We start from the raw sequence: 18,552 nt of genomic DNA, 5'->3' as shown, positions 1-18,552 counted from the left end.
CCCATCCTGAGATCCCAGGTTACCCGGACATAGATTTGATCACACGCAAGGGCGACCATAAAGCGACAAGTACGACAACGACGACAACAATTGATCTCCGCCCGACAAACCATCAACTCGGTCACCGCCTGCGACGGCTTTCCCACGCGGACCACCAAAGCGGCCACCGTGCCGGCCGGCCACCCGGCGAGGTGCCGAGCCCCGGATCCCGCGGCGTGGTGGTCGACGGATCAGCGTGCGGACCGGTTCAGCGACCGCCCCCACCTCGCGGCCCGTCAGCGCGGCCCGTCAGCGCGGCCCGTCGACCCGATCCACCAGGAACGACAGGTGGTTGGCACGACCCCAGTCCGGGAGCCGCGAGATCATCCCGGCGTCCCCGGGCAGCGCCAGCGTCCGGCCGAGCGACACCCCGACGACCAGCACCGCCAGCACCAGCGCGGCCTGGACCAGGCCGAGCCGGCCACCGGGCCGGCCACCGGGCCGACGGCGACCGGCCGGGCGCGCACCAAGCCGGTCGGCCGGATCGCCTGCCCGGGGGCGGTCGCGGCCACCGTCGCGGTCGCGCTCGCGGTCGTCCGTGTCGTACAGGGACCGGCTCTCCCCGGGCAGGCCGTCGAACCGTCCGCCGGGCCGGCCATCCCGGCGCCCGGCGGTGCCGACGGCGGGGTCGCCGGCCTGCGACGGGCGCCCGCCGGACCGGGCCCGCTCACCAGTCGGGGGAGGGCGGCCCGACCCGACGCGCCCGGCGCCCGCGGGTGGCCGCGCCTCACCACGGGCGGCCCCGCGCGGCTCCCAGCCCTCACCCTCCCGGATGGCGGGCTGGTAGCCGGTGAGATCGACCTCGTCCTGGGCCGAGCCACCGTCCGGGCGCCGCCCGCGGGTGCTTGCCGGGTCCGGCTCGCCGGCCGGCAGCGCCTGCTGAATGCCGGTGTAGCTGACCTGGTCGAGCAGGCTGGGCGCGGCAGGCCGGACGCGGGGCGGGCCGGCAGCGGACGGGCCCGACTCGCCGCGGCGGGGATCGGGCGCCTCGGGGACGGGGTCGACCGCGGGTTGCGCATGCTCTCCGGGAAATCGACGGCCGCCCGGCGGATCGGACGCGGGAAAGCCGCGACCGCCCGGCGGATCGGCGCCACGAAAACCGCGCCAGCCCGGCGGGGCGTCGGCACGAAAGCCGCGTACCCGGGGCGGATCGGGTTCGCCGCCATACTCCCCGGTTCGGCGAAATCCAGCCGGGTCCGATCGGTCGGCCCGGTCGTACGGATCGGCCGGCGGCTCCCCGGTGGGAGAACGGTCGGGGGGATCGGGCCGCCACGGGGTCGGCGGGCCTACATCCGCGGGATCGAACGGCACTACCTCGGCCCCGCCGGCCGTCGGGTTGCCGAAGGCCACGGCTCGGAAGGTCTGGCGCGTCCGGCCTGTCGACGCTTCCCCGGGCGCCGGCCGCGGCGGCGCCGGGGCGGCGGAGGGCGGCCCGGCGGGGGCGGAAGGCCCCACCCCGCGGGCGGGACGGGAAGCAGCGGGCGGCTGTACCGAGGGCCGCGCGCCGACGGGCCGAGGCGGCAGCGCGCCGTCGGGGGGCGGGGCGGTCACCATGTCCACCGGGTCGAACCCGGTCATGGCCGCGATGCGGTCGGGCCGGGGCGCGGGATGCCTGGGCGGGCCCGCCGGCAGGGTGCCGAATGCCACGATCCGGCCGCCGCCGGGCTGGGCCCCGCCGACCGGGTCGCCGTCCGGCGCCGGCTCCGCGGCCGGGTCGCGCCGGGCGGCGCCCGACGGGTGGTCCCGCGATCCATCGCGGTTCCGGCCCTCAGCGACCACCGCCCGCACCTTCCCGCCTTCGCGCCTCGCCACCGCGACACCCATCGACCGGCAAGAAGAACGCCGCCAATCACCATAGGATGGTCTTAACTAGGACAACTCTGACACTGGTCACGGTCACATGCGGCGATTGCCCCCAGAGTAGCTCCGACGCGAACGGACCCGGCGACCAGCTCGGGGCGATGACCAGCCCCGATCCGCCCACCGCGACCACCGGGGACGACCGGCCCGTTCGGGTGAGGGCAGGCACCCCGCGGCGGTCAGGAGAACGACAGACGGGGTCGGAGAGGAGGCGGCGGGCCGGGCCCGTCCGCGCTACTGCTTCTTGACCCGGCACACCCGTTCCAGGATCAGCCCGCCGGCGAGAAGCACGACCGCGGCGGCCAGGCCGAGCCCCGCGGTGATCGCGTCGCCACCCGCGGTCGGGAACTCGTCCGTCCGCGGCGCGGTGTACCCGAGCACACCCGCCCAGGCGCCCGCGAGCGCCGCCCCCACGACCGAGCTGGCCTTCGCGAGCGCCGCCAGCCGGGCGACGGTGAGCGGCAGGATCGGCCGGGTGCCCGGCCGACCCTCCAACCGGCGCCTCGTCTGGGCGGCGACCTGGAGCTCGATGGCCCCGATGACGACCACCGACAGCGATGCCGTGCGGGGCAGCGTGGGAATCGACCGGTACGCCCACCACAGCAGCAGGTAGCCGAGGACCCCGAACACGACCGCGGCCAGGACGAGATCGCGCGATCGGGTGGGTTTCACGCCGACGCCCCGCCCTCGCCGGTCTCCCCGGCCCGGGTGGGCGCCCCGGCGGCGCCGGCCGGACCGTCGCCGCGCAGCCGCCCGGCGGTCCGCCGCAGGCCGACGAGCTCCCCGGCGTCCGTCATCCGGGCGACCAGATCGGCGACCCGGCCATGGCCCGGCAGGGTCGCCTCGGGGTCGACGTCCAGCCAGGGCACGCAGACGAAGGCCCGCAGGTGCGCCCGCGGATGGGGGATGAGGATCTCCGGGTCGTCGCTGCGCAGCGTGCCGAGCGCGATGACGTCCACGTCGAGCGTGCGCGGCCCCCACCGCACGGTCCGCGCCCGCCGCGCCCGCTCCTCCACGGCGCGCACCGCGGCCAGCAGCTCCCCCGGTGGCGCCGGCGCCGCGAGCACGACCGCGTTGAGGTAGTCGTCCTGCTCGGGACCGCCCACGGGCGCGGTCTCGTACACCGGGGAGCAGGCCGTCACGCCGAGAAGCTCGTCGAGCTGGCGCACGGCGGCTCGCAGCAGCGCCCAGCGGTCGCCGAGGTTGGAGCCGAGCGCCAGCACCGCGTGGGCGGCCCCGGTCATCCGGTCACCGGCCATCGGGCGCGGGGCCGGCCGGCGGCGTCGGGTCGGCGGGGCGATCCCGGGTGACGGTGACGGCGACGTCGCCGAAGGGGACCGGGATCGGCGCGGCCGGCTTGTGCACGGTCACCTCGGCGCGCACGACCCGATCCGCGCGCAGGCAGGCGGCGACGAGACGCTGGGCCAGGGTCTCGATCAGATCCACCGGGGGGCCGGCGACGATGCCGGCGAGCGTCTCGGCGAGCTCGCCGTAATGGACGGTGCGGGTGACGTCGTCATCGCGCGCCGCCTCGGACACGTCGAGCCAGATGACGGCGTCGACGACGAACTCCTGGCCGAGCTCCCGCTCGGCCGGCAGCACCCCGTGGTGGCCGCGGGCCCGAAGCCCGGTCAGGCTGATCCGATCCAGCGGCACGTCGCCGAGCCCGGACCCACCCAGCCCCGATCGGCCCGTCACCGGGCCGCCCGTCACCGGGGTGACCACGGCACCTCCCGCTCCCCCGCGTAGCCGGGCGCGGCCGTGGGCCGGTCTCGCCGGCCCGGCCCCGCGTCGGCGCTGCCGCCGCCCCCCTTGCCCGTGCCGCCGTTCTTGGCCGGCCCAGCACCGGTCCGCGGCGTCGCGGCGAGCCGCGACCGGCGGCCGGCCGAACCGGCAGCCCCGGGCACCACCACCGGCACGCTCGCGGTGGTCGCCGCATCACCGGCGCCGCCCTGCCGCCACGCCCGCACGACGCGCACGGCGTCGTCCGCCGGCCGCACCGCGTGCACCCGCACGGCCCACACCCCGGCGGCGGCCAGCAGCGCGGTGGTCGCCTGCGTGGCGTCGTCGCGCTCGTCGCTCGGCCGCGCGCCCGCGCCTGCGTCGGCCAGGACCGAACCGAGGAAGGACTTGCGCGACGTGCCCACGAGCAGCGGCCGGCCGAGGGCGGCAAGCGCGTCGATGTTGTTGAGCAGCGCCCAGTTGTGCGCCGCGGTCTTGGCGAAGCCGATCCCGGGGTCGAGGATGACCAGGTCCTCCGCGACCCCGGCGGCAACGACCGTCTCCAGCCGCGCGGCGAGCTCGGCGGTGACCTCCGAGACCACGTCGCCGTAGACGGCCCGGCTGGACATGTCGACGCTGGGCCCGCGGGCGTGCATGAGCACATAGTGGACGCCGCGGTCGGCCACCAGGCCGAGCAGGTCCGGATCGCAGCCACCGGAGACGTCGTTGACCAGCACCGCCCCCGCGTCGACGGCGGCGGCGGCCACCGAGACCCGGCTGGTGTCGACGCTGACCCGCACCCCGGCGGCGGCGAGCTCGGCCACGACCGGCAGTACCCGGCGCATCTCCTCCGAGGCGGCCACCCGGGACGCGCCCGGGCGGGTCGACTCGCCGCCGACGTCGATCAGGTCGGCGCCCTCGTCCACCATCCGCAGCCCGGCCCGCACCGCATCCACCGGGTCGAGGAACGTGCCGCCGTCCGAGAACGAGTCGGGCGTGACGTTGACGACACCCATCACCTTGGTGAGGCCACGCGGCTCGAGGAGGTCACCGACGGTCACGCTCACGCGGCACCCGCCTCGGCCGGGCCGCCGCCCCGGGGATCCGGGGCGTCCGGGGCCACCGACAGCGGCGCCCGGCGGTAGGAGTACCGGTAGACCGGCCGGAAGCCGAGATCGGCATACAGACCCCTGGCCACGGTGCTGACCTCCTCAACCTGGAGATAGGCGTGCGTGGCTCCGCGCGCCCCCGCCCACTGCGCGAGCGCGGCGACGACCCGCCGGGCCGCGCCCCGGCCGCGGGCCGCCGGCAGCGTCGCCATGCTGTAAATGCCCAGCCAGCGGTCGTCGGCGACGCCACGGCCCACCGCCGCCGGCACACCGTCGACGGTCAGCGTCACATAGACGGTGGGCAGGCGCAGCGCCGAGAGCACGGCGAGGGTGCCGGCCCGCTGCACGCTGAAGGTGGTGAGAACCTGCCCGGCGACCCGCAGCCACTCATCCCCCGGGGCGTCGGACGTGGTCACGCCGATCGACGCCGACGCCGACGCCGACGCTGGCGCGGTCCGGGCGCCGAGCCCGCGCGCCGCGACGGGTGGGCGATCCCCCCTGGCTTCTCCGGGGCCGGCGGGGCCGGCGGCGGCCCGTGCCAGCGCAGGGAGCGGCACCGTGCAGACGTCGGTGGGCCCGGTGTCGTCATAGCCGGCGGCGTCGAGCACGGCCCCGAGCTCCCTCGGTCGGGCGACCGGGGTCAGCTGAAAGGTGGGCGGCAGGCCGGCGGCGGCGTAGAAGTCGGTGACCGCGGCGAGCGCGGCCGGCGCATCGGGCACGCCGCCGTGGGCCCAGACCGAGTTCCCGCGGCGGGACGAGCCGGCGGAGGCTCGCAGAGTCCACCCGCCGACCTCGATCTGCCGCAGCGGCGGCCAGGCCCGGTGGGCGACGGCCTCGAGCTCGCGAGCCAGGGACGCCTCGGCCGGCGGCAGGTCGGCCCGCGGGCCGCTCAGCGGGTCCGGCGGGCAGGGCGCCGCCTGGTCACCGGGCATGGCGCACCCCTGTCGGCCGGGCAGGTCCGCGCCCACGGCGCGACCTGCGGGAGTAGGAGTACTGCTGGGCCGCATCCGCCATCATGCCGAGGCTACCGACCCGATGGCGTCGATGGACGGCGACATCCGGTCGGGCCGGCACCACACCCGTACCCCACCCAGCAGCGGCAACCATGACCGAATGTCATAATTTCAGTACTATTGCCGCTTCGTTCCCATTCTGGAGCAGACCGACGGTCGGTTGCCGCCGACGGCCGGTCCGGCTCTACCACGCAAGGCCGGCAGATTCCGACGGCAACTGCACAATCCTTCTCCGTTCTGTCCGGTCAGGACGTGATTTCCTTCTCCCGCGGCCACCGAAACCGGTCTCAGCCCAGCCCCACCAGGCGATCGAGAACAGCCGGCCACAACAAGATCAGTTGTGGAAACCTCAGAGAAACACCACGTAGAGCCACGATGGCGGGCACATTGCGCCGGCTTCATCGTCACCCTCCGGCGCAGCAGTCCTTCTAGTATCGATAACGAGGAACCGGTAGAACCCGGTCAACACGACCGGAGTGACTGGCTGGTGGCAGCGTCGCCGCCGCGCGATCGCCGGAGCCGCCGGCCATCGACCGCCGGACCGGACCGGACCGCCGCCGGAGTAGCCGGCGGTCACGGAACCGCCAGGTCGCGTGGTCTCACCGTGCGCTTCCGACGGGTCGCCCCTCGCAGCGGGCCTCGCCCCTCGCTACCTTGTCGGCACGGTCGCTGACCGTGGTGTTTTCGGAAGGAAGGACGCGCGGCATGCCGCAGTCGAGCGGATCTTCACCGGGCCGTGGATCCGATCACGGATCCACGGGCCCGACCGGTCACTCCGGCCCTCCCCCGGTCCGGCGAGCGACGAGCGAGTCGATCAACATCCCGCCGGCCCGAACCCCCCCGGACGATCACCCCGAGGACTACCCACCGGAGCCGCCCACGCAGCCGCCGATCGACCGGTGTGACCTCGGCCCCATCAGCGCCCCGTCCGCCCAGCAGCTCTGGGCCGCGGACGACCTCGCGGACCTGGCCCGCTCCTCGGTCCTGTTCGGTCAGGAGCCGTTCGGCCCGGCCGGCCCGGTCAGGTCCGGGTGGTCGCCGGGCGGCCCGTACCCGTCCTGCGCGGCGCCCTCCACGCACTCGCTGATGATGTTCGGTGCCCCGGCCGCGTTCACGCCGACCGCGGCCGGCCCCGCACCCGCCGACGCGGTGGCCCCCGCCCCGCGGCCCGCGGCCCCGGGCGTCTCCGACCGCCGGCAGTTCCACCGGTACGCCGGAGCGGCGATGATGACCGCGATCCTCGCCGAGGGCCAGATCATGGAGGTCTCCGACGTCCTCGCGGCCAGCCCGATCCAGCTCGCGCTGGAGCGCGCCGACGACATGCTCGGCGACCTCCTCGACGCCCACGAGGCGACCCCGCCCGCGCACATCTTCGCCCAGACCGCCCGCCTGCGCCGGGGGCTGGAACGGCTCGGCCGCCGCTCGATGCCGGCCGGGGACGCCCGCCGCCGCGACATGCTCACCGGCCGGGTCGCGGTCCTCGGCGCCGACGCGGCCTTCAAGCTCGGCGACATCGAGACCGCCCGGTCGCTGACCACCCTCGGTTTCCAGGCCGGGGGACTCGCCGGGGAGGGGCCGCTGCGCGGTTCCGCCCGGGAGGTCGCCGCGGTCAACGAGTTCTACGCCGGCCGCCCGGACGAGGCCCTCCGCCTCGCCCGCGACGGGCTGACCCACGTCGGCGACGGCCCCGTGCGCGCCCGGCTGATCTGCCAGGTGGCCCGCGCCCTGGCCGCCCTCGGTGACGTGCGCGGCGCCGCCCAGGCGTTGGACCAGGCCTACGACCTGGCGGATCTGATCCCCCCGGACCAGTGGGGGCGCCCGGGGCCGAGCTTCGAGAACTTCAACCCGGTCGAGGTGTCCTACAACGCCACCACCGCGCTGTGCCTGCTCGGCCGGCCGCAGGCGGCGCAGGAGCACGCCGAGCTCGCGATGCCGAAACTCGACGCGATGAACGCCCCCGGCTTCCGCTCGGTGATCCGGCTGGACCTCGCCCTCGCCCTCGCCCGCCAGGGGCGCCTGGAGCTCGAACGGGTCTGTGACCTGGCCACCGAGGCAATCCAGATCTCCTGGGGACGCACGGTCGCCTCCGTCTCCGGACGCGCCGACCAGCTGCTGTCCGCGACCCGCCCGCACAGCGAGGTGCGTGAGGTCCGGGAGCTCGCCCTGCTCGTCCGGGAATGGCAACGCTCCGCCGCCGGCCAGCGGCCCGGCCCTGGTGCGATCACCGCGCCAGGCCTGACCGTCTGAGCTGACCCACCCCGCCGGACCAGGCCCGCGCGCCGCGCCCAGCGGCCCGCTGCCCGTCCCGGCACCCCGACCCGGTGTCCCTCGATCGGGAGGATGGCGGCGATGGCCGACGACAGTCCTGCTCGGCCGGATCCACCCGGCCCGCCAGACCGCCCCGATCCGCCGGGTCGGGCCCGTTTCACGGCGGCGGCCACCCGCCGCGCCGTCGCCGAGATCGCCGCCCGCGCCGGCCTCGACGACGCGGGCGCGGTCCTGGTCAAACGGACGGTGAACGCCGTGTACCGGTTGCCCCGCGCGGGCGCGATCGTGCGCATCACCGGCTCCGCCGCGATGACGCACCGGGTGGCGAAGGTGGTCCGGGTGGCCGGCTGGCTGGCCGATCGGCACGCCCCCGCCGTCCGCCTCATGCCCGGCGTGCCAGCCCCGGTCGAGGCCGGTGGCTTCGTCGCGACCGTCTGGGTCGACGCGACGCCCACCGGCGCGTCACCCGCCGGCCCGCCCCCGCGCGCGGGGGACCTCGCCGCCCTGCTGCGCGCCCTGCACGCCCTCGACCCGCCCAGGCCACCCCTGCCCCGCTGGGACCCCCTCGACGACGTCCGGCGGCGATTATCCGACGCCGAGTCGTTACCCGGCGCCGACCGCCGGTTCCTCGAACGCATGACCGAACGCGTCACCGCGGCGCTCGGCACCGTCCGCTACGCGCTGCCGACCGCCGTCGTTCACGGCGACGCCCACCTGGGCAACCTGATCCGGGCAGCGGACGGCCGGGTACTGATGTGCGACTTCGACGCCACGAGCGTCGGCCCGGCCGAATGGGATCTCGTCCCGGTCGCGGTCGGCCGGGTGCGTTTCGGCCACGACCCGCGGGCCCATCGCGACCTGGCGCGCGAATACGGCTTCGATGTCACGGCCTGGGAGGGCTTCGCCGTCCTGCGGGCTGTCCGTGAGTTGAAACTGGTCACCAGCGTGCTCCCGGTGCTGGCCAGCAGCACGACCGTCGCAGCCCAGTTCCGTATCCGGATCGACAGCCTGCGGTACCGGGACGCCGACGCCCGCTGGTCGCCGTACCGATGAGCCTGCTCCGCCGGATCGGGGCCGGCCGGCCCCGATCCGGGGGCGACGTCACCCGGCCGCCAGGGACGCAGCAGGGCCGCCATCCCCAACGCCCACGCGACGCCGAGCAGGTAGCCGCCGAGGACGTCGGACAGGAAGTGCACCCCCAGCCCGAGCCGGGAGAAGCCGGTCAGCGCGACGACCACCCCCGACCCGACCCACCAGGGCCATCGCGGCGGGCGGCCGGTGACGGCCCGGACCGCGACGAGGCAGACGACGGCGGCGACCATCGCGCCGAGCGCATGCCCGGAGGGGAAGCTGAGCCCGGCGGCGTGCGCCACCGGATTGGTGAACGACGGGCGGGCCCGCCCGATCAGCTCCTTGAACCCCGTCACCAGCAGCCCCCCGACGCCGACCGTCACCAGGGCGAACAGTGCCAGTCGGCGGGTGGTGGCCGGATCGGCTCGGCCGACGCCACCGCGGCGGGAACGCCACCACAGCGCGGCGGCGCCGACCACCGCGAGCGCCCGGAAGACCGTCGGGTGGAACACCTCGCTCACCCCTCGCAGCGCGCTCACCAGCCAGCCCGTGGTGGCCGACAGCCGGCCGAGCGCCTCCGCGACGTCGGCGTCGTTCTCCACCACCGGCGACCAGCCGGCGTCGACCACGATCGCAAGCACCACAAACGCCAGGGCGGCAGCCTGCGCGCCCCGGCGAATCCCGCGGGTACCCGATGGCATCGTCGCGTCCCTGCCCAGCTTCGTCCGGCTTATCCCATGCAGCGCCCGGTCTCGAACCGCGCGAGCTGGACGTTCCTCAAGCGACACGGGCGAGCCACGGCACTGGGGACGCACCGGCCCGTGCGGTCCGTCCCACCGCATGTCATTCTGGTTCAACCTGCCGGACCGGTCCGGCTGGCCACGTCCTGCAACGGACGGTCGGTTCCGCTCGCCGCGGACCGGCGTACCGTCCCCCACGCACGGGCGTCAGATAGCCCCGGCCGCATGGCTCGGCTCGCCCGATCGGAGGGGAGACCCTTGGACATCGCGGAGGGAAAGCCCGGATCGGAAGATCCAGCCCGAGGCCTAGCCCTGCGGGGAGTCCGCCCGTGAACGGCGACGGTCGGGAGATCAGCGCCATCCAGGTCGGCGATGTGACCGACACCGAGCGGGCCAACGGCGACACCAGCCGGGCCATCGGCAACGCCGGTTGGGCCATCGGCGAACCCGGGCGGGCCATCGCCGAACCCGGGCGGGCGCAGTCGCCCGGCCATGGCTCGGCCCGCGGGCCGGCCGGCGGGAGCGCGCTGCCGGGACCTGGGCATCCGTCCTGGCCGCAGGGCCGGCTGCCGGCCGCCCGGCCGTCGACCCCGCCGCCCGGCGAGGGGGGAGCCAGCGCCGCCGCGGCCGGTTCCGGATGGTCCGCAGCGGTGGGGCAGCCCGGTGCCGGATGGCCCGCGGAGGGCACGGCCGGGCGCGGTCCCGCCGGTGGCCAGGGCTGGTCGGTCGACGCCGTCCCGCGAGGCGGCGGCCACGCGGGCGCCCTCCCGGCAGAACGAGCCGGCCACTCGGCGCCACCGGCCGTCTCCGACACCTGGCCGTCGATCCGCCAGTCCGATCCCGGCCCGGGCCCGGATCCCGCCGCCCAGCCCGGCTGGAGCAGCGGCAACGGCCGGATGCTCCCGATCGAGACGCGCACGTTCGATCCGCTGCTCGACCGGTTCCCGCTGACCCCGGGCGGGGCGTTCGGTCAGTCGTACCCGCCGGCCCCACCGGCCGAGACCCGCGCCTGGCGTGGGGACCCGCTCCCGCCCAGCCCCCCGGCAGCTTCACCCCGACACCAACCGGCACCCGCCCCCCAGGCACCGCCCCCCGGCCCGCAGGCACCATCGCCGGGCGTGCTGCCCCCGCCCGCCCCGCCCACGGCGCGCTACGCCACGCCGGTGGTCCCCCGCGAGCAGCCGGACGGTCCGGCCGGCTCAGCGGTTTTTCCCCCGCCCGGCGCCGTGGCCGATGGTTCGACCGGCTGGGCGGGCGGCGCGGCGCGGCAGCGGCCGGAGGATCCACGGTGGGCGGCCGCGCCGGCCCCGATCGATCCGCGATCGACCATGCCGATTCCCCTGCCCGGCGCCGGCGCCGACGCCGGCGCGGCCCACGGCGAGCGCTTCGACGAGTACCGTCCCTCGACCGAGTACCCGGCTCCCCCGCCACCCTCCGGCAGCGCGGCGACCGGCGCGATCACCCTCGGTGGCCCCCTCACCGGGCCGGCGTCGATTCCCGCCGCGCACGGGCGCGTCCCTTCCTGGCTGCGCGATCCCACCGTGCCGCCGGCCCGCCCGGCCGGTTACGGCACCCCGACGTCCGAGGCCCCGCACCCAGGCGAGACGCGCCAGCACCGCCCGCCCGCCCAGCCGCCCCACCCGAGCCGGGCCTACCAGGGCCGGCCGACCGACGCATCCGGCCGCGGCACGCCCCACCCCACGCCGCACGCGGACAGCCACCACCGCGTCATCCCGCAGGAGGCGCTCGGCCGCGGCAGTGCCCTTCCCGGCCCGCCGCCCACCGCCGGCCCGCCCACCGCCGGTGCGCCGCCCACCGCCGGTGCGCCGTACGCGTCCGGCCGGGTGACACCCGGACCGCCGCCGGGACAGGCCCCGTACCCCGACGACGACGCGTACGGCCGGTCCGGACGCCTGTCGGACGCCGACCGGCAGCGCTCCCAGCGGGGCACCGGGTCCGGACGCCACCGCGGCGCCCGCAACGACCCCGAGTCCCGGCCGGACCACGGCCCCCAGCAGGATCGCCGCGATTCCTCCCGGCACACCCGCGAGGATCCGCAGCCCCGCCAGGACCATGGGCGCCGCCAGGACCATGGGCGCCGCCAGGACCACACCCCGCACCAGGACGGCGGGCCGCATCAGGACGGCGGGCCGTGGCCGAGCCGCGGGTCACGCCTCGGCCGTGGATCGCGCCCGGACTACGACCCCTACCCGGACGACGGGCCATCGCTCTCCGTCGACCCATACGCTCCATATCCGGACGGCGACGCCCATCTCGGCCAGACTCGGCGACACCGCGCGGACGGGTCCGACCCGTATCCGTCCGACGATCGTCCGGCCGCCGGGATGAGGCCTGGCGGGACGCGCCGGCCGGCCCCCGCGGACCCGGGTCCGCACGATGCCGGCGGCCGCGCCGGGCTGCTCACCAGCGCCCTGCTACCCCCGCCGCCGCAGACGGCCTCCCGCGGCTGGCGCAAGCTCGTGTACCAGGTGTCGGCCGGCGCGGTGAATCCCGGACCATCGCCCGACGAGGTCCGCGACCGCCGGCAGATCGCCCGGATCCGCACCCCGCTGCTGGACTGCCACCGGATCGCGGTCCTGTCCCTCAAGGGTGGGGTCGGCAAGACCACGACCACCGTGGCGGTCGGTTCGACCCTGGCCAGCCTGCGCGGCGACCGGGTGGTGGCGATCGACGCCAACCCCGACCGCGGCACCCTCGGTTCCAAGGTGCCGCGCACCTCCGCGCACACCGTGCGGGAGCTGCTGGAGGACGCCCCGCGCCTGCACCGGTACGTGGACGTCCGCAAGTACCTGTCCCAGGCCGACTCGCGGTTGGAGGTGCTGGCCTCGGCCAACGACCCGGAGCTGTCCGACACCTTCGGTGACGACGACTACCGAGCCGTGGACGATCTGCTTCAGCGGCACTATTCGATCCTGCTGACCGACTGCGGAACGGGCATCCTGCACAGCGCCATGCACGGGGTGCTGGAGCTCGCCGACACGCTGGTGATCGTGAGCAGCGCGACCGCGGACGGCGGCTCCAGCGCCAGCGCCACGCTGGACTGGCTGGACGCGCACGGGTACGCCGAGCAGGTCCGCGAGGCGGTCGCGGTGATCTCGATGTTCCCGGCGCAGGGCGAACGGGTCGACGTCGACGCCCTCGTCCGCCACTTCGAGGCGCGGACCCGGCGGGTGGTGCGGGTCCCCTTCGACCCCCACCTGGCCGACGGTGGGCGAATCGTGCTGTCGGACCTGAAGCGGGAGACCCGAACGGCCTACCGGGAGATCGCGGGCGCCGTGGCCGAACGCTTCGGCGAGGCGCACGGCAGCCGCCCCCGCTGAGCGGCTGTACCTCGCCGACCTGGCCGGGCGGCGGCGGCCGGCTCAGCGGCCCAGCGCCGCCACCGCCGCCCGGACTCCGGGGCGCCGCAGCTGGCGGGCGACCGTCGTGCGGCCCTGGATGAGCCGGGTGAACAGGCCGAAGGTGCCCGGGCCCGCCATGAGCGCATGCATCACGCCCGGCCGCCGGGTGAACGCGCCGAGCACCTCCCTGCCCGCCGCCATCTCCGGGCCCAGGACCGCCTCGACGCGGGCGGGGTAGGCGTCCAGGGCGGCCGAGCCGACGGGCCCGGCGGCACCGGCGGCGCCGACCGCCCCCGCGGCCGCCTCCCCGGCGAGCCGGCCCGAGCGCAGTGCGAACGAGATGCCCTCCCGGGTCCACGGGTCGAGCAGGCCGGCGGCGTCCCCGGCGACGAGGACCCGGCCGCGGCGCAGCGGGGAGTCGACGGCCCGGACCCGGGTGAGGTGGCCGGAATCGTGCTGGCGCGGGGCGCCGGTGAGCCCGAGCCGCTCGACGAACCGCTCGTAGTAGCCGCGCAGCGCGGCACCCTGGGCTCGGTCGCCGATCACCCCCACGGTCAGCACCCGCCCCTTGGGGAACAGCCAGCCGTAGGAGCCGGGCACCGGTCCCCAGTCGAGCAGCATCCGGCCGGCCCACCGGTCGGCGAGCGCGGCGTCGACGACGAACTCGCCCTCCAGGCCGACGTCGACCTGGTCGCACCGGACGCCGACGTGGGTGCCGCAACGTCCGGAGGCGCCATCCGCCCCGATGACGACGCGGGCACGCAGATCGGCGCCGCCGCGTACCCGCACGGTCACCCAGCCGTCGTCGGCGGCGGGCTCCGAGGCGCCTGCCGACCGGTCGACCGGGTCGCCACCCGACTCGCGCAGGCCCAGCACCTGCACGCCGGTCCGCACGCTCGCGCCCGCCGCCTGGGCCGCGGCCAGCAGCGCGGCGTCCAGGTCGGTCCGCATCACCATGGTCAGCCAGGGCCGGGCGCCGGTCCGGCCCCGGCTGACCGTGTATCGGCCGTCCCAGGTCATGGTCATCGAGCTGACCGAGGCACGGACCAGGCCGGCCAGGTCGATGCCGACGTGGTCGGTCGACAGGCCGACCAGCCCGCCGCCGCAGGTCTTGTACCGCGGCATCGACGACCGTTCGAGGACGCAGACGCGGGCCCCGGCGGCCGCGGCCGCCCGCGCCGCGCTGCCCCCGGCGGGGCCCGCCCCGACGACGATGACGTCGAACGTGCTGTCCGGCCTGTCGATCGTGCCCACCGCAATCCCTCCCTGCCGAGCGCCCCCGCCCGACTCCGCCCGGTGCGCCGGGCGGCGCCCGGCCCGTCGTGCCCGTCGTGGGGACCGACGCCGGCCCCCACCCGTGTCAGCGCAGGGTGAGGCTGCGGCCGACGAGACCGGCCCGGACCCGGCGCTCCTGCGCGGTGAGCGGGGTCGGGTCCGCGAGCGTCTCCCGGTAGGCAAGCCGCAGCGCGGCGGCCGGCTCCTCGCAACGCTCCGCCTCGGTGTCCGCGGCGAGATCCCAGACCGGTACGACGAGGCCGTCGGCCCGGAAGAAGCCGACGAATCGGGATCCCGGGCCCACGGTGAGCCGCTCGGCCGCAGCCAGCCGGGCGAGAGCGTCCAGCAACGCCTCCTCTGAACGGGCAACGTCGCCGGCGTCGGCCGCGCCGACTTCGGCCGGGTCTGCTTCGGCCGAGCCTGCGGCGGTTGCGGCCGGCGCGGCGAGCGGCAGCGCCCAGCGCAGATGCCACCGGTCGCTGGGGTGACACCAGTACGCGGCGGGCACAGTGGACAGCCGCACCGTGGGGACCACGGTGGCGTTGGCGCGCTCCAGCATCGCCGCCACCTCCTGGTTGGGCCCGCTGTCGTCGTCCGACGGCGGCAGCCACCAGCCGAAGCCGGGGTGGACGGTGATCTCCAGGGGGGCGGGATCGAGCAGGTCGGTGAGCCGGGGCAGCCCGGCCAGCCCGTCCGGCCGCTGCTCGACCAGGCGCTGGGACGAGGCGGCCGGCACGTCGACCACGCTGCCCGGTTCGGCGTCGAGGGCGGCGAGGAGCGCCCCGGCGATGTCACGGGAGGCGTCCAGCCCGGGCAACGCGGTCTGCATGGCGACGAGGATCTCCCCGTTCTCCCGGACCAGCGCGGGCGCCGCCTGCGGCAGCATCGTGCACAGCGTGATGCGCCGATCGGCGTGCCTGGGATGCTCGGCGAGATGGTCGGCCGCGAGGATCACCGGGGCGGTCGCGCTCGGCACCAACTCCCGCAACGCGACCAGGTCGGGCTCGTCGCGGCGGCCGAGGAAGGGCCGCAGCACCGGCGCGGGCCGGGTGCGCTCGCCGTGGCACGCCTTGTAGCGGCGCCCGGAGCCGCAGGGGCAGGGCTCGCGCGGCCCGACCACGCCGATCGCGCCGGTCGCGCCGTCGGGTCCCGGCTCGGGCAAATGGCGGCGGCGGGCGGCGCCGGTCGAACCGGCCGCCGCGACGCGGGAGGGGCGGGCGCCCGGGCGCTGGGTTGCGGGTCGACGTGCGATCACGGGCTCCTGAGGTCATGACCGTCACGCACGGTCGTGGACATGGACTGGGGTACGGCTGGATTCGGGGTAAGGCTAGGCCATCGGCGGCGCGAGCCGCGGATGCCGGGCGCCGCGGCGGCACCCCGCGGGTGCATTCCGGGAGAACCCCACCCGTGCTGGACGTTGTCCCATCGAGCCGGCACCGGCCGCACGCGGGCGTCGGGGGCGGCAGGGACGATGATGGTGCCTGCCCGCCGGAGTGGATCCCGGCGGGTGCGCGGAGATGTTCACCGCGCCCGGCTCGCACGCAGCCGCCCGGTCGGTCCGCGGGATCCCACGAAAGCGGCGTCCCGGGGCGGAGAATGGGGGTTTACCCGCGGGCCCGCCGGCATCGATGTCGAGACAATGGGGGGGGTTGGTGGCAAAGGTCGTCGTCGCCGGCGGGGGAATTGCGGGAATCGCCTGCGCCAGTGTGTTGCAAGCCCAGGGAATTACGGTGGGGGTCCGGGACCGGGGCCGGGTGATCGGCGGCCGGATGGCCTCGCGGTGGATTGACGGGCGGATCGTGGACTCCGGCGCTTCCTACTTCACCGTCACCTCACCCGAGTTCACCGAGGTCGTGGACGACTGGACGGCCCGGGGGATAGCGCGGCCGTGGACCCGGCGGATGTCGGTGATCAGCGGACCGAACGCGACGCTGGCCGCGGCCGAACCGGGGCCGCTGCGCTACGCCGCGCCCCGCGGGCTGCGGTCGCTGGTGGCGGACCTCGCGTCCCGGGCCGGTGTCAGCGTGGCCCAGTCCGACCCGATCGCCCGGATCACCCCGGGGCCGCTGGTCGACGGGGAGCCGGTGGACGCAGCGGTGCTGGCCATGCCCGACCCGCAGGCGCTGCGCCACCTCGACGAGGCCTTCGTCGAGGAGCGCGCCCTGCTCGCCGACCGGCCCTGGACGCCGGTGCTGGCGCTGCTCGCGGGCTGGTCGCACCGCTGCTGGACACCGATGGACGGCGCCTTCGTCCACGACGACGACACGATCGAGTGGGTCGCCGACGACGGTCGCCGCCGAGGCGACAACGCGCCCGTTCTGGTCGCGCACTCGACGGCCCGGTTCGCCCAGCCGCGGCTGGCCGAGCCGGCCGCGGCCGGGCCCGCGCTGATCGCGGCGCTGCGACGGCTGCTCGCCATCCCGGAGCAGCCGCGGTGGGTGTACGTGCAGCGGTGGACGTTCGCCCGGCCGGACCGCCCGCACGAGCAGCAGTTCCACCTGTCCGACAATCGCATCGGTCTCGCGGGCGACGGGTGGGGCCAGCCGAAGATCGAGAATGCCTGGCTCTCGGGCACCGCGTTGGGCCGGGCGATCGCCGAGCGGCTCCGGTGATCGGCAACCGTGTGACGCACTTCCACAAACGTTGGTCTAGCAGGTTCGATTGATGCTGCCCGAGGGGGGTACACCAGCCGACATGGAGATCAAAGTAAGCCTGTCGTTGCCCCGCGATGAGATCTCCATTCCCGTGGTTCGACGCATCTGTACGCAGTCCCTGAAAGTTCTCGGGGTATCCCAGGAATGCATCGATGATGTTGAGCTTGCGTTGACAGAGGCATGCGCGAATGTTCTTCTCCATGCCCAGGCCGAAGACGAGTACGAGGTATCGGTCGGCGTCGACAACGAGGTGGCCGTCATCGAGGTGAGCGACCGCGGCGGCGGGCTCGACACCTCCTTCGAGACTGTGTTCGAATCCGAGCGGACGGCGCGCCCGAGCCTGGACGGCGTGGCGCCGGAAAACGTCCCGGAGCAGGGCCGGGGGATCTTCCTCATGCGGGCGCTCATGGACCATGTCCAGTTTCACCGGGTCGAGGGCCCGCAGCGGGGTACCCGCGTGCATCTGGAGAAGATGCTGGTCTGGGAGGAGAGCGCCCCGGGCGCACAGCTGAGCCGGACGCGCAGGACGACCGGGCCGTGGGGCTCCGCCCGCCCGCCGAAGGCCGCCGACGAACCCGTCTGAACGTGCCCGCCCGCGTCCGCCCGCGTCCGCGTCCCGGACCTGGCGATAACCGGATCCCGATGGGGATCGACCGGCCTTCCCACGTGGGAAGAGCGGCTACGCTGACGGCAGTGGACGGGCGAGCGGAGCTGGGTGGGTGCCGGGATGGATGCGGTAGGGACCGACGCGACCACGACGACGGCCAGGATCGGGGTCGTCACCTTCCCGGGTTCGCTCGACGATCGGGACGCTGCCCTCGCGGTGCGGGCCGCCGGCGCCGAGCCGGTCGCCCTCTGGCACGGCGACGATGATCTCGCCGGGGTCGACGCCGTCATCCTGCCCGGCGGCTTCTCCTATGGGGACTACCTGCGCGCCGGTGCGATCGCCCGGTTCTCCCCCATGGTCACGGCCCTCATCGCCGCGGCCCGCGACGGCCTGCCCACGTTGGGCATCTGCAACGGCTTCCAGGTGCTGTGCGAGGCCGGCCTGCTGCCGGGCGCGCTGACCCGCAACGCCGGGCTGCACTTCGTCTGCCGCGACCAGCGACTGCGGATCGAGACCGCGGCCACGGCGTGGACGCGGGACTATCAGGCCGGCGAGGAGATCGTCATCCCGGTCAAGCACGGCGACGGTCGTTTCGTGGCAAGCCCCGAGGTGCTCGCCGAGCTGGCCGCGCACGATCGGATCGTGCTGCGCTACCTCGACGGCAACCCCAACGGCTCGGCCGACGACATCGCCGGGGTCTGCAACGCCGAGCGCACGGTCATGGGCCTCATGCCCCACCCGGAACACGCCGTCGACGAGCTGACCGGCTCGGGCCTGGACGGGCTGCGCATGTTCACGTCGGTGCTCACCGGCCTGCTCGCCAACACCTGAA

14 protein-coding genes and 1 pseudogene are annotated in these 18,552 nt (G+C 75.7%); 6 read left to right on the top strand and 9 right to left on the bottom strand.

What is annotated here, in order from left to right; all coding sequences use genetic code 11:
* Positions 1-288 precede the first annotated feature (288 nt).
* From FRAQA3DRAFT_RS23845 to FRAQA3DRAFT_RS23820, 6 genes are all read right to left on the bottom strand, one after another.
* The gene (locus FRAQA3DRAFT_RS23845; RefSeq protein WP_232291726.1) at positions 289-1,818 is read right to left on the bottom strand and encodes a hypothetical protein; all 1,530 of its coding nucleotides are present in this window, start codon (positions 1,816-1,818) and stop codon (positions 289-291) included.
* A 315-nt stretch (positions 1,819-2,133) separates the two neighbouring features.
* Positions 2,134-2,571 carry a DUF3180 domain-containing protein gene (locus tag FRAQA3DRAFT_RS23840; protein WP_009741614.1) on the bottom strand — a complete coding sequence of 146 codons (438 nt, stop codon included), beginning with the start codon at positions 2,569-2,571 and terminating at the stop codon, positions 2,134-2,136.
* A complete protein-coding gene (gene folK / locus FRAQA3DRAFT_RS23835) occupies positions 2,568-3,158 on the bottom strand; it encodes a 2-amino-4-hydroxy-6-hydroxymethyldihydropteridine diphosphokinase (protein WP_009741613.1) in 591 nt (196 codons plus the stop codon). The genes FRAQA3DRAFT_RS23840 and folK overlap by 4 nt, the downstream gene beginning before the upstream one ends.
* Positions 3,148-3,624, bottom strand: coding sequence for a dihydroneopterin aldolase (gene folB / locus FRAQA3DRAFT_RS23830; protein WP_009741612.1), 477 nt, complete (start codon positions 3,622-3,624; stop codon positions 3,148-3,150). The genes folK and folB overlap by 11 nt, the downstream gene beginning before the upstream one ends.
* Positions 3,609-4,688, bottom strand: a complete 1,080-nt coding sequence (gene folP, locus FRAQA3DRAFT_RS23825; protein WP_009741611.1) for a dihydropteroate synthase — start codon at positions 4,686-4,688, stop codon at positions 3,609-3,611. Before folP ends, folB begins: the two co-directional genes overlap by 16 nt.
* On the bottom strand, positions 4,685-5,662 hold the full coding sequence (locus tag FRAQA3DRAFT_RS23820) for a GNAT family N-acetyltransferase (protein ID WP_009741610.1): 978 nt from the start codon (positions 5,660-5,662) through the stop codon (positions 4,685-4,687). Before FRAQA3DRAFT_RS23820 ends, folP begins: the two co-directional genes overlap by 4 nt.
* Positions 5,663-6,448: 786 nt before the next feature.
* On the opposite strand from FRAQA3DRAFT_RS23820, the gene FRAQA3DRAFT_RS23815 reads away from it, so the two are divergent.
* Together FRAQA3DRAFT_RS23815 and FRAQA3DRAFT_RS23810 are read left to right on the top strand one after the other, a co-directional pair.
* Positions 6,449-7,990, top strand: coding sequence for a hypothetical protein (locus FRAQA3DRAFT_RS23815; RefSeq protein WP_009741609.1), 1,542 nt, complete (start codon positions 6,449-6,451; stop codon positions 7,988-7,990).
* Between the two features lie 102 nt (positions 7,991-8,092).
* Positions 8,093-9,064, top strand: coding sequence for a phosphotransferase (locus tag FRAQA3DRAFT_RS23810; protein ID WP_009741608.1), 972 nt, complete (start codon positions 8,093-8,095; stop codon positions 9,062-9,064).
* A 131-nt stretch (positions 9,065-9,195) separates the two neighbouring features.
* Here the strand turns inward: FRAQA3DRAFT_RS23810 and FRAQA3DRAFT_RS38930 are convergent.
* Positions 9,196-9,783, bottom strand: a pseudogene (locus tag FRAQA3DRAFT_RS38930) (phosphatase PAP2 family protein); the annotation flags it as partial.
* Between the two features lie 368 nt (positions 9,784-10,151).
* On the opposite strand from FRAQA3DRAFT_RS38930, the gene FRAQA3DRAFT_RS23805 reads away from it, so the two are divergent.
* Positions 10,152-13,163 (top strand): AAA family ATPase, encoded by a 3,012-nt coding sequence (locus tag FRAQA3DRAFT_RS23805; protein WP_009741607.1) that lies wholly within the window; start codon positions 10,152-10,154, stop codon positions 13,161-13,163.
* A 42-nt stretch (positions 13,164-13,205) separates the two neighbouring features.
* On the opposite strand, the gene FRAQA3DRAFT_RS23800 is transcribed toward FRAQA3DRAFT_RS23805, so the two are convergent.
* Positions 13,206-14,438 carry a geranylgeranyl reductase family protein gene (locus FRAQA3DRAFT_RS23800; protein WP_009741606.1) on the bottom strand — a complete coding sequence of 411 codons (1,233 nt, stop codon included), beginning with the start codon at positions 14,436-14,438 and terminating at the stop codon, positions 13,206-13,208.
* Between the two features lie 106 nt (positions 14,439-14,544).
* Positions 14,545-15,714, bottom strand: a complete 1,170-nt coding sequence (locus tag FRAQA3DRAFT_RS23795) for a DUF5926 family protein (protein ID WP_009741605.1) — start codon at positions 15,712-15,714, stop codon at positions 14,545-14,547.
* A 397-nt stretch (positions 15,715-16,111) separates the two neighbouring features.
* Here FRAQA3DRAFT_RS23795 and FRAQA3DRAFT_RS23790 point away from each other — a divergent pair, with 397 nt between their 5' ends.
* The 3 genes from FRAQA3DRAFT_RS23790 (at position 16,112) to purQ (ending at position 18,551) form a co-directional block, all read left to right on the top strand.
* On the top strand, positions 16,112-17,071 hold the full coding sequence (locus FRAQA3DRAFT_RS23790) for an NAD(P)-binding protein (protein WP_035921425.1): 960 nt from the start codon (positions 16,112-16,114) through the stop codon (positions 17,069-17,071).
* 52 nt (positions 17,072-17,123) lie between these two features.
* The gene (locus FRAQA3DRAFT_RS23785; RefSeq protein WP_009741603.1) at positions 17,124-17,696 is read left to right on the top strand and encodes an ATP-binding protein; all 573 of its coding nucleotides are present in this window, start codon (positions 17,124-17,126) and stop codon (positions 17,694-17,696) included.
* A gap of 144 nt (positions 17,697-17,840) precedes the next feature.
* Entirely contained in the window at positions 17,841-18,551 is a 711-nt protein-coding gene (purQ, locus tag FRAQA3DRAFT_RS23780) for a phosphoribosylformylglycinamidine synthase subunit PurQ (protein ID WP_009741602.1), read from the top strand.
* The last annotated feature ends 1 nt before the right edge of the window (position 18,552 follow it).

It is taken from the genome of Frankia sp. QA3, assembly GCF_000262465.1.
Lineage (GTDB): Bacteria > Actinomycetota > Actinomycetes > Frankiales > Frankiaceae > Frankia.
This window is presented reverse-complemented; position numbering and strand designations above follow the sequence as displayed.